Here is a 16,656-nt window from a genome sequence, read left to right on the forward strand (position 1 = left end):
TCCGTTGTGCCGACGGTAGCCGGACGGCGGTGCCTCTCGTACGGGCACCCCGGCCGCGCGTCGTCAGCCTCGCCGAGTGATCCGTAGCCACGGTGCCAAACGGATTGGTCCGAAGCGGAAACTCCTGGAACCGATCCGGCGCCGGTTGTGTGCCCTACGGCAGCGGGACTGCCCCAAGGCCCCGGACCGGGGTCAGAAGCCGGTGGGCAGTGGGATGGCGTTGCCGGTGAAGGGGGTGGTGTCGAGCCAGAGGTAGTGGAAGGAGCGGCTGGTGAAGACCCAGCCGTTCTCGGAGCGTTTGAGGTGGTCCGTGCTCATGCAGTGGTTCCTGTAGTAGGTCTCGCCGGGGCCGCGTGCGGCTTCGTGGCAGATGGTGCTGGTGGTTGCCTCGTCGCCGGTGATGTCGATGGGGCCCTGTACGGCGAACTGGACGAAGAAGTCCCGTCCTTGGCGCAGGTTCTGGTAGGTGGAGACGATGTCGTCCAGGCCGGTGGCGTGCACATGTTCGCCGATGGTCCATCGGGCGTCGTCTGCCCAGGTGGCGCGGAAGCGGTCGGTGTCGCCGCGGGTGGCGGCGTCGGCGAAGCGGGCGACGGTGTCGCGGATGGATGCTTCGTCCAGCAGGCGTGCCAGTGCGTTCTCGGTGGTGGTCATGGGTTTCTTCCTGTGTGGTGGAGGGCGGGTCCGGCCGGGACGTTCGGGGGGGCCTGGGGTCGGAGGGTGTTGTGTTGTCCATGGTGGGGCGGTTGGGGGTGGGGGGCCAGGGATGCGTGGACGGTAGGAAGGGCTGTACCACCCTGGGGCGGTGCGGGTGGGGGCAGGGGAGGGACAATGGGGGGTATGACGACGACATCCGGGACCGGTCTGGGCGCGGTGATCCGCATGTGGCGTGACCGACTGCCCCCGTCGGCCGCCGGGCTGCCGGCGGCGCTGGGCCGCCGTGCCGCCGGGCTGCGGCGTGAGGAGCTGGCCGACCTCGCGGGAATGTCGGTCGACTACGTCGTACGTCTGGAGCAGGGAAGGGCCACCACTCCCTCGGCGCCGGTGGTGGCGTCGCTGGCGCGTGCCCTGCAGCTGTCCACGGCCGAGCGGGATCACCTGTACCGGCTGGCGCACCTGGCTCCTCCGGCGGACGCCGCGATCTCCGACCACCTCACGCCCGGTGTCCAGCGGGTGCTCGCCCGGCTCGGGGACGTCGCGGTCGCCGTCTTCGCGGCGGACTGGCAACTGGTGTGGTGGAACCGCGGATGGGCCGCCCTCGTGGGTGACCCGGCCGCCTCGCCGGCGCGGCTGCGCAATTTCGCCCGCGACAGGTTCCCCGTGGACGAGGGGCCCGCCCGCCTCGCGCTGTGGCCGGTGACCGAGGCGGACCGGGCGGCCACCGACGCCGCCGTCGTCTCCGACCTGCGCCGCGCCACCGGGCGCTACCCCCAGGACAGGCGTCTTGCCACGCTGATCCGCGAGCTGAGTGCCAACGCGAGGTTCGCCGAGCTGTGGGCGGCCGGAGGCGTGGCCGCACACCGTGAGGACCAGAAGACGATCGACCATCCCGCGGTGGGGCCTGTCACCGTGGACTGCGACATCCTGACCGACGGCGACTTCGACCTCAAGATCGTGATCATGACCGCCGCACCCGGCAGCGAGGACGAGACCAAGCTCAAGCTCACGGCCATCGCCGGCCGGTCGGCCACCGCCGCCACCGCGGCCACCTGATCCGGGCGCCCGCCTGCCCGCCGGCGGGCGAGGAGTACGCGGGGTGCCGCGACGGTTGATGTATCGATGTTCGTCGAACGTGAAAGTGCGGAGGTAGGGTCACCGCATGCCCAAGCAGCCTCACCATCCCGACCTCGGGGACGTCCACCTCGTCCGGGTGCTTTCGGCGCTCGGGGACCCCGCCCGACTGCTGATCATGAAGATCCTGGCCGACGGCGGAGAGCACCAGCGCGCCGAGTTCGAGGTCGACGTCGGGCCCTCGACGCTCAGCCATCACATGAAAACGCTGCGCGAGGCCGGACTGACCCGTCACCGGATGGAGGGCACACGCTGCTTCGTGTCGTTGCGCAAGGACACCCTCCAGCGTTACCCCGCCGTTCTGGAGGGTGTCCTGCAGGCCGTCACCGCCGAGGGGTACGGGAACGGCGCCCAGGGGTGAGCGCACGGCCCGACGGCGGAACACCGGCCCGGTGGCGGGCAATGGCTGGATTTCGGACTCCGAGGCCGATCTTTTCACCGCCCGCCGGGGATACGCTCGGTTGCGTACCGTGAGTCGTCCAGGCGGGTGGGACCGGCCACAGCGACGGCTCCGGCGGGCAGCTGAATCGAGGCGACAGCCGGAACACTCCGCCGGCGGGCATCCCATGGCTCTCTGCAGCCGGCCCCAACCTGGCTCACCTCCCCGTACGTTCTCCGCGTGCCCGGCCCCCGCTCGCCGCCGCGTGTCCGGGAGGTGACGGAACGGACTCTCCATGTCTGCCACGCGCCATGACGTCCCCGCCGCACAGGCCGTGCTCGACCTGGCCTCCCGCGCGGAGGGCTGCGACGTCCTGGAACTGCTGCACGACCTGACGACATACGCGGTCAGCCTGCTGGGTGTGCGCTCGGCCGGGGTCACCGTCCTCGACGAGAGGGGGCAGGTCGACTACCTCACCGCCTCCGACGAGACGTGCCGACGCCTGGAGGAGGACCAGCTCGAACTGGACGAGGGCCCCTGCGTGGACAGCACCCGTACCGGCAAGGCCCTGGCTCCGGTCCTGCTGCGCGCCGCCCATCCCAGTGTCCAGCGCTGGCCCCGCTTCACCCCGCGCGCGTTGCGCGCCGGCATCAGCAGCATCGCCGCCGTGCCGTTGCGCACCCCGCAGCACCCGCTCGGCGCCCTCAACCTGATGAGCGCCGACCGGGTGCCGACGCGCGAGGACCTGCGTCTGGCCCAGGTGCTGGCCGATGCCGCCGTGATCTGCCTGCAGCACCGTCAGATCCTGGTTGCCAAGGACGAGATCATCGGCCAGCTGGAGGCAGCCCTGGAATCCCGCATCGTGATCGAACAGGCCAAGGGCGTCCTCGCCTCCCGTCTGGACGTCGACGTGGAGGAGGCATTCGTCCGGCTGCGCGGCCTCGCCCGCTCCCGGCAGCAGAAACTCACCGAACTGGCCGCCCAGATCGCGCGGGGATCCATCCCGGCCGAACTCGACACGGTGCTGTGACACGCCCCGCGACGACCCGGACGCCGCCTCGGGCGGCGCTCCGCCACCCCACGACGGTCCGGCCGGACCCCTGCCCCGCGCGCACCCGGCCGGTGGCGACGGCGCACCCGGTCCGGACACCGCCGTCGCTCCCGGCACCGCCCGCCGGCTCGGCCTGGACGCCCTCACCGTGAACGTGCTCGCCCGCGACGGTCACCTCGAACTGCTGTGGTGCGACCCGGTCAGGGCCTGGGACCCGCTCCGGACACCCTGCAGTACACCCTGGGCGACGGTCCCACCCTGGAGGCCGCGCAGCACGGCCGCATCCTGCCCGAACCGGACCTGCCCGCCGCCGGCCCCGCCCGCCGGCCCCTCTTCCTGCCGGCCGCCGTACGCACCGAACTGCGCGCCGTCATCGCCACCCCCCTGGGCCTCGGCGCCGCCGTCATAGGTGTGCCCACCGGCTACCGGACCTGCTCCGGCCCACCCGGCACCGCTCGACTCCGGAGCCTGGAACGGCCGGCCCGCACCCTGCTGCCCCTGCTGTGCACCGAACCGACCACCCCGGCCGACGGCACCGGGCCGGACCCCGGCCTGCGGCTGTACCGCGCCGAGGTCCACCGGGCCACCGGTTTCCCCGCCGACGAACTCGGCACTTCCCCGGGCCGGGCCCTCCTGTGCCTGAGAGCCCACGCAGCCGCTCACGACCGGCCCCTGGCCGAACTCGCCCGGGGTTTCCTCACCCGCCGGCACCCTCGACCCCGCGAGGTAGCCACCACCTGACGGCCCGTGCCGACGGGAGGACGTGCCTCCGCACCGGACGGACTCCTCGCGGAACGGCCCGCGTCACCGGATACGGGCCACTCCCACGTAGATCCCGCTGCCCTCGGCCGGCTCCACCGCGCCCGAGGGGTCCCACTGCGTCGCGGTCACCAGGCCGGGCTCGACGAGGTCGAGGCCGTCGAAGAAGCGCTCCACCTCGGCGCGGGTGCGGAAGCCGAGCTTGATGCCGCCCTTGGCGTACTCGGCCGTGACCTGGGCGGAGAGTTCCGGATACAGGTCGGAGGCGGCGTGCGACAGCACCAGGTAACTGCCCGGCGGCAGCGTCGCGACCAGGGCGCGGACGATCGCGTGCGCGTCCTGCTCGTCGGGAATGAAGTGCATCAGGGCGATCAGCGACAGCGCGATCGGGCGGTCGAAGTCCAGAGTGTGCCGGGCGTGTTCGACGATCCCCGCCGGCTGCCGTACGTCGGCCTCGATGTAGTCGGTGACCCCCTCGGCACGGCTGATCAGCAGTGCCTCGGCGTGCCGCAGGACGATCGGGTCGTTGTCGGTGTAGACGACCTTCGCCGTCGGCACGATGTCCTGCACGATCTGGTGGAGGTTGGGCTCGGTGGGGATGCCCGTGCCGATGTCCAGGAACTGGTCGATGCCCTGTGCGGCGAGCCAGGCGGCCGCCCGGTGCATGAACTGCCGGTTCTGCCGGGCCGCGTCCTTGGCCTCGGGCGGGAGCTGTTCCCCGACGGCCTCGTCGACCGGGTAGTTGTCCTTGCCGCCCAGCAGCCAGTCGTAGACCCGCGCGGGGTGCGCCCTGTCGGTGACGATCTCGGAGAACCGCTGGGGTTCGGTCGGCATGGCAACTCCATCGCGCGCGCCAGTGAATGCGGGCGGATCGACTGTTCGATCACCCTAGCGGAGTACATCATGCGACCCGCGCGGGACTGAAGTGGTGCGGCCGCACGGCTGTCCGGCCCGAAGGCCCCTCCGGGCCGCCTCCGCGCCGCCCCCCCCGGCGCCGTCAGCGCGGTGCGCCGGTCCCGCGGAACCGGTCGTACGAGGCCACCGCCAGTGCCACCGTCAACGCGCCCAGGAGCCAGCCGCCGAGCACGTCCGACGACCAGTGCACGCCCAGCCAGACGCGGGTGAGGCCCACTCCGACGACGGACACCACCGACACGGCCAGCGCGGTACGCCACAGGACGCGCCCGGCACCGTACAGGCGCAGCAGCCACAGCAGCAGGCCGCACACCACCGTGGCCGTCATGGCGTGCCCGGAGGGGAAGGCCGCGAAGTGGGCGGAGTCCACCGGGTCGGGCCACACCGGGCGCTCGCGGTCGACGGCCGCCTTGAGGACCTGCGAGAGGAGCGAGCCGAGCAGACAGGTGGCCGTCAGCCACAGCGCGAGCCACCAGGCACCGTGGTGCAGCACCAGCCACAGCACGGCGACGGTGGCCAGGGCGCGCATGGTCCAGGGGTCCCACACCCAGTCGGTGAGGATGCGGAACGCCTGCGTCAGGTCCGGTTCGGCGACCGCCCAGCGGTGGGTGGTGCGGGCGATGTCACCGTCGAGGACCATCAGCGGGTCCCAGGACGCGGCGACCAGGACGAGCAGCAGCGCGGTGGGCAGGACGAGGGCCGCGGCGACGCGCAGGGCGATCCCGGGGCCTGTCGCGTGGGGCGGCGAGTCGACGGGGGAGTGCATGCACCGATCCTCGCCGACCGGTGGGCCCGCGGGCGACCCCGGGGTGGCCCGCGCGTCGGATCGCGGTCAGCCGAGCGCCCGCAGGCCGGGCCCGAAGGCCACCAGGACCGGCACCACCGGCACCAGCGCCGCCGCCGCGGTGAGCCGCAGCCGGCGGACGGGCGGGAGGCGGTCCGGCGGCGTGAGCAACCGGTCGACCCGCCGCGGGACATGGGCCTGCGGGGTCGGGCACGGACCGAACACGCCGCTGTCCTCGTTGAGCTGAACCAGCGCGAGAGCGATGGTGAGCCGTCCGAACCGGCGCGACGCCATGTCGTCCGCGGCGAGTTCGACCAGCCGGTGCATCTCGTCGCGGAACGCCGCGAACACCGGGACCCGGGGGAATCCGGTGGCCAGCGCGGCCGAGGAGTGCAGCAGCCAATTGTGCCGGGCGCGCGCGTGCCCCTGCTCATGGGCGAGCACGGCGTCCAGTTGCTGCCCCTTCAGACGGCGCAACGCGGCCGTGGTGACGACCAGTCGGGGCGCGGTGCCCGGTAACCACCAGGCGTCGGGCCGCTCCCCCTCCAGGACGACCAGGCGCTCGCCGTCCGGCTCCTCGCCGGGCAACAGCGGGGCGCGCAGCGCGAGTTCGCCGCGCCGTCGGCGGCGGGCGGCTGCGGCCCGGGTGATCTCGCGGGCCAGCATGGTCGCGCTCCACGCGGCGCCGAGGGCCAGTGTCACCGCCGTCGCCGCGGCCCAGGGCCCGCCGGTGAGCGCGTACGCCTCCACCACGCCGTGCGGGGCGGGGGCGAAGACATGGCCGCGCACCGCCTGCCAGGCGGCCGCCGCGCTCAGCGTCATCGACAGCGCGCAGCAGAGCAGTACGGCCACCACCACGCACTGCCAGGCCCACAGGGCGACCACCGGTTCGCGGTCCTGCCAGTCGGTCCGCGCGAGCAGCCGCGGGGCGAGGACGGCGGCCAGGGCGCCGAGCAGCAGCAGTGCCGCGGGGACCATCATGGAGGCAGCCTATGAGCGGGGCGGTGCCGCGGGATACGTCCCGCCGGAGCAAGTGACGCAGACCACGGGTGTCCGCGGCGGTGCGCGGGTGCGGGGGCCGGGCGCGCGGTTCCCCGTGCCCGTGACGGGGTGCCCGGGGCGGGCGTGCCTGTCACGGGCCGGCTCAGATCGTGAGGAGCATCGCCAGCATTCCCATGCCCATCGACAGTCTGCACGCGCGGGCCAGCTCCAGGCGGTCGCCCCAGCCGGGCGCGCGGGCCCCTCCCGGCGGTCCGCCGCCCGCCGGCGCGGCGCCCGCGGCCGGGACCAGCCGTGCCCCGGTCCGGAGCACGTACGCCGTGAAGTACACGAGCAGCACGCCGGTGAGGACGGGCACCCCGGAGTGCGTGCCGTTCGCCGTCACCGCGGCCATGTAGACCATGGCGGAGGCACCCATCAGATGGTGCAGGTGGTGGAGGCCGCTGCGCGCCGCCCACAGGGCCCACAGCGCCCGCAGGGCCGCCGCACCGAACACGGCCGTGTAGACCGCCCAGGCCCAGCGCGGCGGCGCCATCGCGGCCGCGGGCACCGCCATCGCCGCCATCCCGAAGCCCATCAGGGCCTCACCGCCCGCCGTACGCCGCTGTTCCTCGATCCTGCTGCGCATACGCAACAGGCAGTACACCCCGGTGCCCGCGCACAGCGCGACGAGCAGCCAGCCGGACGACCCCGGTCCGTGCACCGCGCACCTCCCCGCTCGACGGTGTTCGCACAGTCCGGTCCAAGAAATGCCCTCCCCCGGCGACGTACAAGCGGGCGCAAGCGAGCGCAAGGGTGTACGCGGGGGAGCGTGCGGGAGTGCGCCGTGAGCCGGAAGTTCGCGAACGTGTATCTTTTACGAGTAAAACACCTGTTAAACTTATGGGTATGAGCAGTGCCCGACCCCGTCACGCCCGCGCCCGCCGTCTCCCCCTGGCGGGCGTCCTGCGCCTCAACCGCCCCTCCGACATCTGGTACAAACCCGCGCTGAGCGTGGTCGTGGCGGTCGGCGTCCCGAACCTGACGCTGCTGGCGCTCGGCCGGCTGGACCTGGCCCTCTTCACCATGGCCGGCTCGCTCTGCGCGCTCTACGCCCACAACCTGCCTTACGCGGCGCGCGGCCGTGCTCTCGGCGGGGTCGTGCTGGGCATGCTGGCCTCGGTCGCCGTCGCGCTGGTCACGGCCTCGCTGACGTCCTCCGCCGCGGTCCTGGTCGCCGTCGGCGCGCTGCTCGCCGCCGCGCACAAGGCGGTGACCGACGTAACAGGCATCGGTCCGCCCGGGCCGGTGATCTTCACCTTCATCAGCTCCGCCTCCCTCTTCGCCCCGCAGACCCTGGGTCAGGTCCCCGGCCACCTCGCCCTCGCCGCCGCGGCGGGCGCCTGGGCGTGGCTCGTCGGCATGGCGCCGGGCCTCCTGCGCCCGCACGGCCCCGAACGCCGGGCCACCGCCCGCGCCCTGAACGCGGCCGCCGCACACGTCGAGGCATTCCGGACCACCGGCACCGGCACCGGCCATGGTGACGGCAAGGGCGCCGGCGACACGGACGGCGGCCGTGCGCGCGCCCGGGCCGCGGCGGCGGCCGCCGTGCACGCCGCCTGGCAGTCGCTCCTCGCCACGGGCGCCCGTCCGGAGCCCCGCCGTGCCCTCGGACGGCTCCTCGTGCGGGCCGAGGTCGCGCTGGCCGCCCCGGCCGACACGGACCCCGGCCTCCTGCGCTCCTGGGCGCGCGGCCTGCGCGGCACGCACCCCGTACCCCGTGTGGCGCCGGGCCGGGACGCCGACGAACTGCTCGGTGCGGAGGCCGAACTGGCCGCCCCGCGGCAACGGCCGGGCGACAGGCTGCGTCCCCTCCTCCCGCTCGCCCTGCGCACCGCGCTCGGCTGCGCGCTCGCCGGGTACGTGTCGCTGGCGCTCGGTGTCGGACGCCCCTACTGGGCCCTGGTCACCGCGGCCTCGCTCTACCAGGCGAACCTCACCCTCACCTGGAGCCGCGGGGTGCAGCGCGTGGTCGGCAACCTCGTCGGTGTCCTCCTCTTCGCGGCCGTCGCCCCGCTCGCCCACCTCGGCCCCGCCGCCCTGGTCCTGTGCTGCCTCGCCTTCAACTTCGGTGCCGAGGCCCTGATCACCCGCAACTACTGGCTCGGCAGCATCTGCGTGACCCCGATGGCGCTGCTGATCACCGAGTTCACCGGCTTCCAGGAGTCCGGCGGCCTGATCGCGGACCGGGTCGTGGACACCCTGGTCGGCGCGTCGGTCGGCTTCGTGGCCGCCGTCGCCGTCACCAACCGGCGGGCCGGGGACCGGATCGAGGACGCCCTGGAGACGGTGGAGCGGGCCCGTGAGCACGCGGCACGGCTGGTCGCCGCCGAGCGCGCCGAAGACGGTGCGCTGGAGTCCGCCCGCCGCCGGCTGGCCGCCGCGCTCGTCGAGCTGCGGGCCACCGCGGACGCGGCGGCCGGCGAATGGTGGCAGCGCGCCCTGCCGGAGGAGCGGGTGGTGCTCGCCGAGCGGAGCGGACACCGTACGCTCGCGGCGACGGTACGACGGCAGGGACCGCACCATCTGGAGGACGTACAGGCATGACGGCAGCGAACGGGCGCGGGGCGGCCGGGGCCGGCGCCCTCGACGGCGACTCGCCGAAGGACGGCGGGGCGGACCGGCCGGCCGCGGGGGACACGGTCGCCGCGGTGGTCCGGCAGTGGCAGGCGGTCCACCCCGGCCTCGACACCGGACCCATGGAGGTCATCGGGCGCATCAACCGCTGCGCCGCGCTGCTCCAGCAGGCCGAGGACGCGCCGCTGCGGCACGCCGGACTCACGCGCCCCGAGTTCGACCTGCTCGGCGCGCTGCGCCGGACCGGCCTCGAACCGACCCCCGGCGAGCTGGCCCGCGAGACCTTCTCCTCCGGCGCCGCCGTCACCAAACGGCTCAAGCAGCTGACCGAGCGCGGCCTCGTCGAGCGCCGCGGGGACACCCGTGACCGCCGCGTCGCCCACGTCCGCCTCACGGACGCCGGACGCGCCCTCGTCGACGGCATCCTCCCCGCGCAGCTCTCGTACGAGACGGCGGTCCTGTCCGGCCTCGACGGCACCCGGCAACGCGAACTGGCCGCCCTGCTCGGCGACCTGCTGGTGCAGCTCGAGGGCCGTCTCCGCGCGCCCCGCGTCTGAGACCGCCGCACTTCCGTCGGCGCCGGCCCCGTACGCCTCCCACTTCGACGCTTCCCGGGCGGGCGGCGGCACCGCGCCCACGGACCTCGCCCTCAGCGGGACGGTCCGCACCCCGTCGCGGGGCGGCCCCGGGGACCGACGGGAGTCACCTCTCGGCACCCAGGGGCGCCGCGGCCTCGCGCAGGGGATGGAGCATGAGCGGTGTCCTGGCCGTACGCGGCTGCCGGACCTCCGGTGTCTCCTGGGCCGCCAGGCCGTACGCGTCCCACCACTCGGTGCTGCCGTCCTCGATGCAGCGCAGCAGCACCCCCTCGCGCAGCGCCCAGGGGCAGATGGTCACCTCGTCGATGCCCATCAGTTTCATCGTGGTGTGCGCGACGATCGCGCCGGCCAGCGACTGACCGGACCGCGCGAGGGAGATGCCCGGCAGCAGGGCGCGCTCGGCGGCCGGCAGCGCCGCCAGGCGGTCCACGGCCTTGCCGAGGTCGGCGCGGGTCATGCTCCGGGGCGTGAACGGCCCGGAGCGGCCCGGGGCCGCTCCGCAGAGCCGGCCCAGCTGCTGGAACGTCCGTGAGGTGACGACCGCCGTCCGCGGCGCCTCCCACCGTATGCGGGCCGCGACATCGCGCAGCTGGTGGCGTACGTGCCGGCGCAGCAGCCTGGTGCGGTGCGGTGACGGCGGGTCCTGGCCGCGGAAGAACTCACGGGTCAGCCGGTTGGCGCCCAGCGGCAGGGCGATCGCGAAGTCGGGCAGTCTGCTGCGGCCGAAGGCCACCTCGAAGGAACCGCCCCCGATGTCCAGCAGGGCCAGCGGCCCCGCGCGCCAGCCCATCCAGCGCCGGGCGGCCAGGAAGGTCAGCTCGGCCTCGACCTCGCCGGGCAGTACGTGCAGCGGCACCCCGGCCTCCGCGGCGATCCGTCCGAGGACCTCGGTGCGGTTCGGGGCGTCCCGCACGATCGCCGTGGCGAAGGCGAAGAGCTGGTCCACCCCCCAGCGCCGTCCCTCGTCGCGGGCATCCCCCACCGCCTTCACCAGCCGGTCCACCTGCTCGGCCGGGAGATGGCCGCCCCGTTCGACATGGGCGGACAGCCGCAACTGACGCTTGGAGGTGTGCACGGGCAGCGGGACCGCACCGTCCGTTTCCGCGATCACCAGCCGCACGGTGTTGGAGCCGACGTCGAGCACACCCATATGCATCCCCTGCGGCTACCCCGAAAAGCCCCCGGCACACCGGGATCGGCGAGGTGATCCGGTGCAGGTCCGGAGCGGGGTCACAGACGTGCCGTCTCCGCCGAGGCGATCCGCGCGCCCATGTTCCGCTCCATCATCCGCAGGGCCGCGTCCGCGAGGTCGGCGTGGATGTGGGCGACCGCGTCCTCGGGGATCGTCACCTCCAGCTGCCGGATGTGGGCGTCGAGCGCGGAGTACAGCACGCACTGCTCGGTCAGCTGGCCGCACAGCACCACATGCCCGACGCCCAGCTGGTTCAGGAGGTGGCTCAGCGGCGTCTCGTAGAAGATCGAGTGCCGTGCCTTCACGACGAACAGCGATGTGTCGTCGGGCCGGACCGGTTCGACGAGATCGGCGTGCGGTCCCGCGAGCGCGGTCTCCATGATCTCCCCGAGGTGCGAGCGCCACTCGCCGAAGTTGTCGTTGACGTAGATCACCGGGACGTCCCGCTCCCGGGCCCGCTCCAGGAGGCGGGCCACCGCGGGCAGTGCCTTGCGCGCCGCCGGGAGCAGCTGCTCGGCGTCCTCGTGGTCGTAGGTGCTGATCATGTCGATGACGATCAGCGCGGTGTTCCCGGTCCGGGCTTCGTCCATGTGCTCGTGCTTTCTGCTCTGGTGGGGAGGTGCCGGGAGGACGTTTCGGGTACCCCCGACCGGCTACTGGAAAAACATGGTGCAGATCGGATACACGATGATGACCGAGCAGGCCGGACCCCGTGAGCTCGTACAGCACGTGGTGGCCGCCGAGAAGGCCGGCTTCGACTTCTCGGTGACGTCCGACCACTACTTCCCCTGGCTGACGGAACAGGGACACGCGCCGTACGCGTGGAGCGTCCTGGGCGCCGCCGCGCAGGCCACCTCCACGATCCCGCTCATGACGTACGTGACCTGTCCGACGACCCGCTACCACCCGGCGGTCGTCGCCCAGAAGGCCGCGACCATGCAACTGCTCGCCGAGGGCCGCTTCAGGCTCGGGCTCGGTTCGGGGGAGAACCTCAACGAGCACGTGGTCGGCGGCGGCTGGCCCGCCGCGCACGTACGCCTCGACATGCTCGAGGAGGCCGTCGGGATCATCCGCGCGCTCTTCGGGGGCGGGAACGTGAACCACCACGGCACGTACTTCGACGTGGAGAACGCCCGGCTCTTCGACCTGCCGGACGAGCCGCCCGCCATCGGTGTCGCCGTCTCCGGCGAGCGCTCCTGCGCCCTCGCCGGCCGGCTGGCCGACCTGGTGATCGCCACCGAGCCGAAGGCCGAGCTGATCGACTCCTTCGACCGGCACGGCGGCGGCGGCAAGCCCAGGGTGGGGCAGCTGCCGATCTGCTTCGACACGGACAGGGACGCCGCCGTCGCGCGGGCCCACGAGCAGTTCCGCTGGTCGCTCGGCGGCTGGCCGGTCAACTCCGAACTCCCGGGTCCGGCGGGCTTCGACACGGCCACGCGGTACGTCCGTCCCGAGGACGTCGCCGAGGGCATCCCGTGCGGCGACGACGTGGACGCAGTCGTCGAAGCCGTCCGCCCCTACGTCGAGGCGGGCTTCACCGAGGTCGCCCTGGTCCAGATCGGCGGCGACCGGCAGTACCCCTTCATGGAGTGGGCCGAGAAGGAACTGCTGCCCGAACTGAGGAATCTGTGAACCCGACAGCGAAAGGACCGGCATGGCCATCGCCACGTACTGCCTCGTAGCACTCGACTGCCCGGACCCGCCCGCCCTCGCGGAGTTCTACGCGGGCATCCTGGGCGGCGAGGTCCGGCGGGACAGCGACGACTGGTACGACCTCCACGCACCCGGCGGCCACCGCATCTCCTTCCAGCGGGCCCCCGGCCACCGCCCGCCGCACTGGCCGGACGCGGACGGCTCCCAGCAGCTGCACCTCGACTTCACGGTGCCGGACATCGACGCGGCCCAGGAGCAGGTGCTGGCCCTCGGAGCCACCCCGCTCGACCTGGACGACAAGGACGGCAGCCGGGGCTTCCGGGTGTACGCGGACCCGGCGGGCCACCCCTTCTGCCTCGTCACGGACTGACACCCGCCCCGTCCAGACGGGCCACCACCGTACGCACGGCCCGGGACACCGCCTCGCGCGACTCGTCCGTCGGTCCGTGGAGCTCGAAGCCGTGCCGGCCGTTCGGTACGTCGACGACCTCGAGCGGGGCCTTCGTCTCCCGCGCGGCAGCGGTGAACCGCGCCACCGTGGCGGCGATCAGGGGTGTCTCCAGCCCTGCCCGCGTGAGCACGAGCGGTGGCGGTGCCGCGCCGTCGGCGCGCAGGGCGTCCACCGGACGGAAGCGGGGGCCGACCGCGCCCCAGCCGGGCAGCGGGGCCAGGATCGGGTAGGTGAGGGCGAGGCAGCGCAGCCACGGGGGCGGGGCGCCGAGCCAGTCCGCGGCGAGCGGACCGGCGCCGGAGAAGATCCACAGACCGATGCGCCGGGCGTCCACCCGGGGGTCGGCCCGCAGGATTTCGAGGGCCTCGGTCACGTCGTCCGCCGCCTGCGCGTAGTCGGTGACGCCGTGCAGGCGGTGCTCCACGACGGCGCCCACCGCGCCCAGGCTCGCCGCGAGGCGGGCGTAACCGAGGTAGAACGGCGTGTCGCGCGGCGCCGGGACGAGGTCGGCCGGCACCGGCCCGCCGTGCACGAACAGCACGGCGGGCCGCGGCCCTCCCGCGTCCCCCGGTTCCGGCAGGTGCAGGTCCACCCGTCCGATCCGTACCCGTGGCCGCTGCGGGACGTCGAGCAGGAAGGAGCCGAGGAACGGCGGCTCGCCCTCGGGCACGGTCAGCCGCCGCCCCTCGCCCGCGGCCGCGCGGATCAGCACCCCGGCCAGTTCGTCCGGGCAGGAGAGCATCGGCCAGTGGCCGGTGGCCAGTTCGAAGAAGCCCACCCGCGGATCGGCCAGCTTCCGGAACTGCGGCGGACCGGTGCGCACCAGCGCCTCGACCAGTTCGAGGGTCGTCCCGCCCGCCGTGCACAGGATGCCGCTGCTCGGCACGGCCGCGGCAGCGCCGGTCAGCCGCAAGGGCTGCGTCAGCGTGCGCCGGGGCTGCGGGGCCGCCAGCCGGCTCAGCAGGTCGAGCTGGTGCGCGGACAGACCTTCCGTGCTGCCCCACCGCTCCCACTGCGCCGGAGCTGGTGGCGGGAGCGGACCGGAATCCCCCTGGGCGCTCAGCAGTTCGTGCGCCGACGGGTCCGGCACCAGGGCCAGCGCCGCATCGCCGTCCTGCGGCATCCCGGCGTCCAGGTGCACGATCCGCGCGATCCGCTCCGCGCGGCGGTCCGCCGCGCCCAGCACGGGGTGGATGCCGTAGCCGTGGCCCACCAGCACCAACTCCTCCCGCGGCGCCCGCTGCCGGAGAAGGTCGATCAGGCGGATTACGTCCTCGACATGCGTCTCCAGGTCGGCCCCGGGCTGCCGGCTCGGCGTCACCGGATGCGCTCCGGCGCCCGATTCCCGCAACCGCTCGGCCACTTCGCTCCAGACGCGTCCGTCGGTGAACGGGCCGGAGACCAGGATGAACGTGGACATGCGCACCTCCAGGGGCTGGGTTCGTCCTGGGTAACCTAGGAACTCCCCCTGAGGGAGGTTCAACCCTTGCCACCGGAAGCCACCCTGAGCATCGGCGAACTCGCCGCGTCGGCCGGCACCACGGTCAAGACCGTCCGCTTCTACTCCGACCGCGGCCTGCTGCCCGAAGCCCCGCGCAGCGGCGGCGGTCACCGCCGGTACGGCCCCGGGGCGGCGGCCCGGCTGCGCACGATCCGCGCCCTGCGCTCGCTCGGCGTGTCCGTCCCCGAGATCGGGCGGGTCCTCGACCGCGCGGACGGCGGTGACGGCGCGGACGGGCCGGTCGAGGGCGACGGTGGTGACGTCCTGGCTGCCGTCGTGGCACGCCGGCTGGACGACCTGGGCACCGAACTCGCCGCCCTGCGCTGGCGCGAGGCCGCACTGCGGGCGCTGCGGGACGGCGCCCCGGAGAGGCTCGCGGAGCGCCTCGAACTGATCGGGGCGGTCAGCGTCCCGCCCAGCACCTCCGCCCTCGCCCACTACTGGCGGCGCGTACTGCCGGTCCGCCTCTCCACCCGCCTGCGCAGGTCCGTCACCGACGCGGCCGTCCCGCAGCCCCCGGCGGACCCGACCCCGGACCAGGTGCTGGCCTTCGCCCGCCTCCACGCCCTGGCGACGGCCGCCACCGACCACTGCCTGGTCTCCCACCGGCCCGTCACGGCCGTCCACCCGGACCTGCTCTACGACGGGCTGCACGAGGCGCACCGGCTGGTGGAGGCCGCCCTGCGGACCGGCCGGGACCCCGGTCCCGGCGAGGCGCTGGACTGCTACGTCGCCGCCCACGCCCGCGCCGCGGACACCCGTGACAGTCCCGCCTTCCGCCGCGTCCTCACCGTCCGTCTCGCCGCGGCGGACCACCCGGTGATGGCCCGCTACTGGCAGCTGGCGGGGGAGCTGACCCCCGGCCCGACCCTGGGCGGCGCCGACGCCTGGCTCCGTGAGGCACTGACCGCGAGCACGACGGCGGCCTGAACGGGCGGCGCCTCACGAGGGGTGTCTCAGGGGCGGTACCGCAGGGGATGGTCCGCCGGGACCTCGGTGATGACGATCTCCGTCCCGTCCGGGTCCGCGAGCCACATCTCGATGAGCCCCCACGGCTCCTTCACCGGAGGCCGGCGCACCTCGACGCCCGCGGCCACGAGCTCCTCGTACGCCGCCCTCGCGTCGGCCACCTGGAGCCACAGCCTGACGGCCGGGGAGGGCGGTTCCCCGCCGCGGCCCGAGACCTCGAGGAAGCCGCCGCCCAGGAAGTAGACGGTGCCGCGCTCGGGGCCCGTACCGAACTCGCGGTAGACGGGCAGCCCCAGCTTCTCGCCGTAGAAGACACGGGAACGCTCGGGGTCGGCGGGGCGGAGCAAGGTCCGGCTGCTCAGTACGTGCACCATGCGCCCGAGCCTAGGGCCGAAGAGGGGAGGGTTACCCTCGTCCATGGCCGAGCCGCGCCCGAGATTCGGAGAACCGCCCCATGCACACCGCCGCCCCCGAGGGACTGACCTTCCGCGACGCCGTCGACTCCGACGTGGACGCCCTGGTCGCACTGATCGAGTCGGCCTACCGCGGGGACTCCAGCCGCGCCGGCTGGACCACCGAGGCGGACATCCTGCAAGGGCAGCGGACGGACCCGGAGGGCGTCCTCGCGGTCGTCGAGTCTCCTGACAGCCGCCTGCTGACCGTCGAGCGCGAGGGCGCGGTGGTCGCCTGCTGCCAGCTCGAACACCGTGGCACGTACGCCTACTTCGGCATGTTCGCGGTGAGCCCCGCGCTCCAGGGGGCGGGCCTGGGCAAGGTGATCATCGCGGAGGCCGAGCAGCTGGCCCGGGCGACCTGGGGCGTCACGGAGATGCACATGACCGTGATCTCCGTGCGCGAGGACCTCATCGCCTGGTACGAGCGGCGCGGCTACCGCCGTACGGGAGAGATGACCCCCTTCCCGTACGGCGACGAGCGGTTCGGCGTCCCGCAGCGCGCCGACCTGCAGTTCGAGCTCCTGGTCAAGCCGCTCGCATAG

At 73.8% G+C, this 16,656-nt stretch carries 19 protein-coding genes; 10 read left to right on the forward strand and 9 right to left on the reverse strand.

Annotation, left to right across the window (positions count from 1 at the left end):
* Positions 1-192: 192 nt before the first annotated feature.
* Complete coding sequence (locus QFZ75_RS34745; RefSeq protein ID WP_307543328.1) at positions 193-654, reverse strand: nuclear transport factor 2 family protein; 462 nt, start codon at positions 652-654, stop codon at positions 193-195.
* 186 nt (positions 655-840) lie between these two features.
* Between QFZ75_RS34745 and QFZ75_RS34750 the strand changes: the two genes are divergently transcribed.
* From QFZ75_RS34750 to QFZ75_RS34765, 4 genes are all read left to right on the forward strand, one after another.
* On the forward strand, positions 841-1,713 hold the full coding sequence (locus QFZ75_RS34750; protein ID WP_307543329.1) for a helix-turn-helix transcriptional regulator: 873 nt from the start codon (positions 841-843) through the stop codon (positions 1,711-1,713).
* A 106-nt stretch (positions 1,714-1,819) separates the two neighbouring features.
* Positions 1,820-2,152, forward strand: a complete 333-nt coding sequence (locus QFZ75_RS34755; RefSeq protein ID WP_307543331.1) for a helix-turn-helix transcriptional regulator — start codon at positions 1,820-1,822, stop codon at positions 2,150-2,152.
* 313 nt (positions 2,153-2,465) lie between these two features.
* Positions 2,466-3,200, forward strand: coding sequence for a GAF and ANTAR domain-containing protein (locus QFZ75_RS34760; protein WP_307543332.1), 735 nt, complete (start codon positions 2,466-2,468; stop codon positions 3,198-3,200).
* Between the two features lie 210 nt (positions 3,201-3,410).
* Positions 3,411-3,962 (forward strand): hypothetical protein, encoded by a 552-nt coding sequence (locus QFZ75_RS34765; RefSeq protein ID WP_307543334.1) that lies wholly within the window; start codon positions 3,411-3,413, stop codon positions 3,960-3,962.
* Between the two features lie 63 nt (positions 3,963-4,025).
* On the opposite strand, the gene QFZ75_RS34770 is transcribed toward QFZ75_RS34765, so the two are convergent.
* From QFZ75_RS34770 to QFZ75_RS34785, 4 genes are all read right to left on the reverse strand, one after another.
* Positions 4,026-4,814 carry an SAM-dependent methyltransferase gene (locus QFZ75_RS34770; protein ID WP_307543336.1) on the reverse strand — a complete coding sequence of 263 codons (789 nt, stop codon included), beginning with the start codon at positions 4,812-4,814 and terminating at the stop codon, positions 4,026-4,028.
* A 163-nt stretch (positions 4,815-4,977) separates the two neighbouring features.
* On the reverse strand, positions 4,978-5,661 hold the full coding sequence (locus QFZ75_RS34775) for a phosphatase PAP2 family protein (protein WP_307543337.1): 684 nt from the start codon (positions 5,659-5,661) through the stop codon (positions 4,978-4,980).
* Positions 5,662-5,727: 66 nt separating this feature from the next.
* Positions 5,728-6,660 carry a M56 family metallopeptidase gene (locus QFZ75_RS34780; protein ID WP_307543339.1) on the reverse strand — a complete coding sequence of 311 codons (933 nt, stop codon included), beginning with the start codon at positions 6,658-6,660 and terminating at the stop codon, positions 5,728-5,730.
* A gap of 163 nt (positions 6,661-6,823) precedes the next feature.
* Positions 6,824-7,381 carry a DUF5134 domain-containing protein gene (locus QFZ75_RS34785; RefSeq protein WP_307543341.1) on the reverse strand — a complete coding sequence of 186 codons (558 nt, stop codon included), beginning with the start codon at positions 7,379-7,381 and terminating at the stop codon, positions 6,824-6,826.
* A 185-nt stretch (positions 7,382-7,566) separates the two neighbouring features.
* Between QFZ75_RS34785 and QFZ75_RS34790 the strand changes: the two genes are divergently transcribed.
* Together QFZ75_RS34790 and QFZ75_RS34795 are read left to right on the forward strand one after the other, a co-directional pair.
* The gene (locus tag QFZ75_RS34790; RefSeq protein ID WP_307543342.1) at positions 7,567-9,264 is read left to right on the forward strand and encodes an FUSC family protein; all 1,698 of its coding nucleotides are present in this window, start codon (positions 7,567-7,569) and stop codon (positions 9,262-9,264) included.
* Positions 9,261-9,851: a MarR family winged helix-turn-helix transcriptional regulator gene (locus QFZ75_RS34795; RefSeq protein ID WP_307543343.1), complete on the forward strand. Its 591-nt coding sequence runs from the start codon at positions 9,261-9,263 to the stop codon at positions 9,849-9,851. Before QFZ75_RS34790 ends, QFZ75_RS34795 begins: the two co-directional genes overlap by 4 nt.
* Positions 9,852-9,996: 145 nt before the next feature.
* Here the strand turns inward: QFZ75_RS34795 and QFZ75_RS34800 are convergent, their stop codons facing one another.
* Positions 9,997-11,049 carry a Ppx/GppA family phosphatase gene (locus tag QFZ75_RS34800; protein WP_307543344.1) on the reverse strand — a complete coding sequence of 351 codons (1,053 nt, stop codon included), beginning with the start codon at positions 11,047-11,049 and terminating at the stop codon, positions 9,997-9,999.
* Positions 11,050-11,123: 74 nt separating this feature from the next.
* A complete protein-coding gene (locus QFZ75_RS34805; protein WP_307543346.1) occupies positions 11,124-11,675 on the reverse strand; it encodes a cysteine hydrolase family protein in 552 nt (183 codons plus the stop codon).
* 76 nt (positions 11,676-11,751) lie between these two features.
* On the opposite strand from QFZ75_RS34805, the gene QFZ75_RS34810 reads away from it, so the two are divergent.
* Positions 11,752-12,717, forward strand: coding sequence for an LLM class F420-dependent oxidoreductase (locus QFZ75_RS34810; protein WP_307543348.1), 966 nt, complete (start codon positions 11,752-11,754; stop codon positions 12,715-12,717).
* A 22-nt stretch (positions 12,718-12,739) separates the two neighbouring features.
* The gene (locus tag QFZ75_RS34815) at positions 12,740-13,108 is read left to right on the forward strand and encodes a VOC family protein (protein WP_307543350.1); all 369 of its coding nucleotides are present in this window, start codon (positions 12,740-12,742) and stop codon (positions 13,106-13,108) included.
* Here QFZ75_RS34815 and QFZ75_RS34820 read toward each other — a convergent pair.
* The gene (locus QFZ75_RS34820; RefSeq protein ID WP_307543352.1) at positions 13,098-14,609 is read right to left on the reverse strand and encodes an alpha/beta hydrolase; all 1,512 of its coding nucleotides are present in this window, start codon (positions 14,607-14,609) and stop codon (positions 13,098-13,100) included. The two genes, QFZ75_RS34815 and QFZ75_RS34820, sit on opposite strands and share 11 nt — an antisense overlap.
* Positions 14,610-14,675: 66 nt before the next feature.
* Between QFZ75_RS34820 and QFZ75_RS34825 the strand changes: the two genes are divergently transcribed.
* Positions 14,676-15,620: a MerR family transcriptional regulator gene (locus QFZ75_RS34825; protein ID WP_307543354.1), complete on the forward strand. Its 945-nt coding sequence runs from the start codon at positions 14,676-14,678 to the stop codon at positions 15,618-15,620.
* 26 nt (positions 15,621-15,646) lie between these two features.
* Here QFZ75_RS34825 and QFZ75_RS34830 read toward each other — a convergent pair whose 3' ends face one another.
* Positions 15,647-16,033, reverse strand: coding sequence for a VOC family protein (locus QFZ75_RS34830; RefSeq protein WP_307543355.1), 387 nt, complete (start codon positions 16,031-16,033; stop codon positions 15,647-15,649).
* An 80-nt stretch (positions 16,034-16,113) separates the two neighbouring features.
* Between QFZ75_RS34830 and QFZ75_RS34835 the strand changes: the two genes are divergently transcribed.
* Entirely contained in the window at positions 16,114-16,656 is a 543-nt protein-coding gene (locus QFZ75_RS34835) for a GNAT family N-acetyltransferase (protein ID WP_307543357.1), read from the forward strand.

Source organism: Streptomyces sp. V3I8, from assembly GCF_030817535.1.
Taxonomy (GTDB): domain Bacteria; phylum Actinomycetota; class Actinomycetes; order Streptomycetales; family Streptomycetaceae; genus Streptomyces.

Bases quoted from the DNA above. Each gene is read 5' to 3' on its own strand.
- QFZ75_RS34745 (WP_307543328.1), bottom strand. From the start codon at position 654: ATGACCACCACCGAGAACGCACTGGCACGCCTGCTGGACGAAGCATCC.
- QFZ75_RS34750 (WP_307543329.1), top strand. From the start codon at position 841: ATGACGACGACATCCGGGACCGGTCTGGGCGCGGTGATCCGCATGTGG.
- QFZ75_RS34755 (WP_307543331.1), top strand. From the start codon at position 1,820: ATGCCCAAGCAGCCTCACCATCCCGACCTCGGGGACGTCCACCTCGTC.
- QFZ75_RS34760 (WP_307543332.1), top strand. From the start codon at position 2,466: ATGTCTGCCACGCGCCATGACGTCCCCGCCGCACAGGCCGTGCTCGAC.
- QFZ75_RS34770 (WP_307543336.1), bottom strand. From the start codon at position 4,814: ATGCCGACCGAACCCCAGCGGTTCTCCGAGATCGTCACCGACAGGGCG.
- QFZ75_RS34775 (WP_307543337.1), bottom strand. From the start codon at position 5,661: ATGCACTCCCCCGTCGACTCGCCGCCCCACGCGACAGGCCCCGGGATC.
- QFZ75_RS34780 (WP_307543339.1), bottom strand. From the start codon at position 6,660: ATGATGGTCCCCGCGGCACTGCTGCTGCTCGGCGCCCTGGCCGCCGTC.
- QFZ75_RS34790 (WP_307543342.1), top strand. From the start codon at position 7,567: ATGAGCAGTGCCCGACCCCGTCACGCCCGCGCCCGCCGTCTCCCCCTG.
- QFZ75_RS34795 (WP_307543343.1), top strand. From the start codon at position 9,261: ATGACGGCAGCGAACGGGCGCGGGGCGGCCGGGGCCGGCGCCCTCGAC.
- QFZ75_RS34800 (WP_307543344.1), bottom strand. From the start codon at position 11,049: ATGCATATGGGTGTGCTCGACGTCGGCTCCAACACCGTGCGGCTGGTG.
- QFZ75_RS34805 (WP_307543346.1), bottom strand. From the start codon at position 11,675: ATGGACGAAGCCCGGACCGGGAACACCGCGCTGATCGTCATCGACATG.
- QFZ75_RS34810 (WP_307543348.1), top strand. From the start codon at position 11,752: ATGGTGCAGATCGGATACACGATGATGACCGAGCAGGCCGGACCCCGT.
- QFZ75_RS34815 (WP_307543350.1), top strand. From the start codon at position 12,740: ATGGCCATCGCCACGTACTGCCTCGTAGCACTCGACTGCCCGGACCCG.
- QFZ75_RS34820 (WP_307543352.1), bottom strand. From the start codon at position 14,609: ATGTCCACGTTCATCCTGGTCTCCGGCCCGTTCACCGACGGACGCGTC.
- QFZ75_RS34830 (WP_307543355.1), bottom strand. From the start codon at position 16,033: ATGGTGCACGTACTGAGCAGCCGGACCTTGCTCCGCCCCGCCGACCCC.
- QFZ75_RS34835 (WP_307543357.1), top strand. From the start codon at position 16,114: ATGCACACCGCCGCCCCCGAGGGACTGACCTTCCGCGACGCCGTCGAC.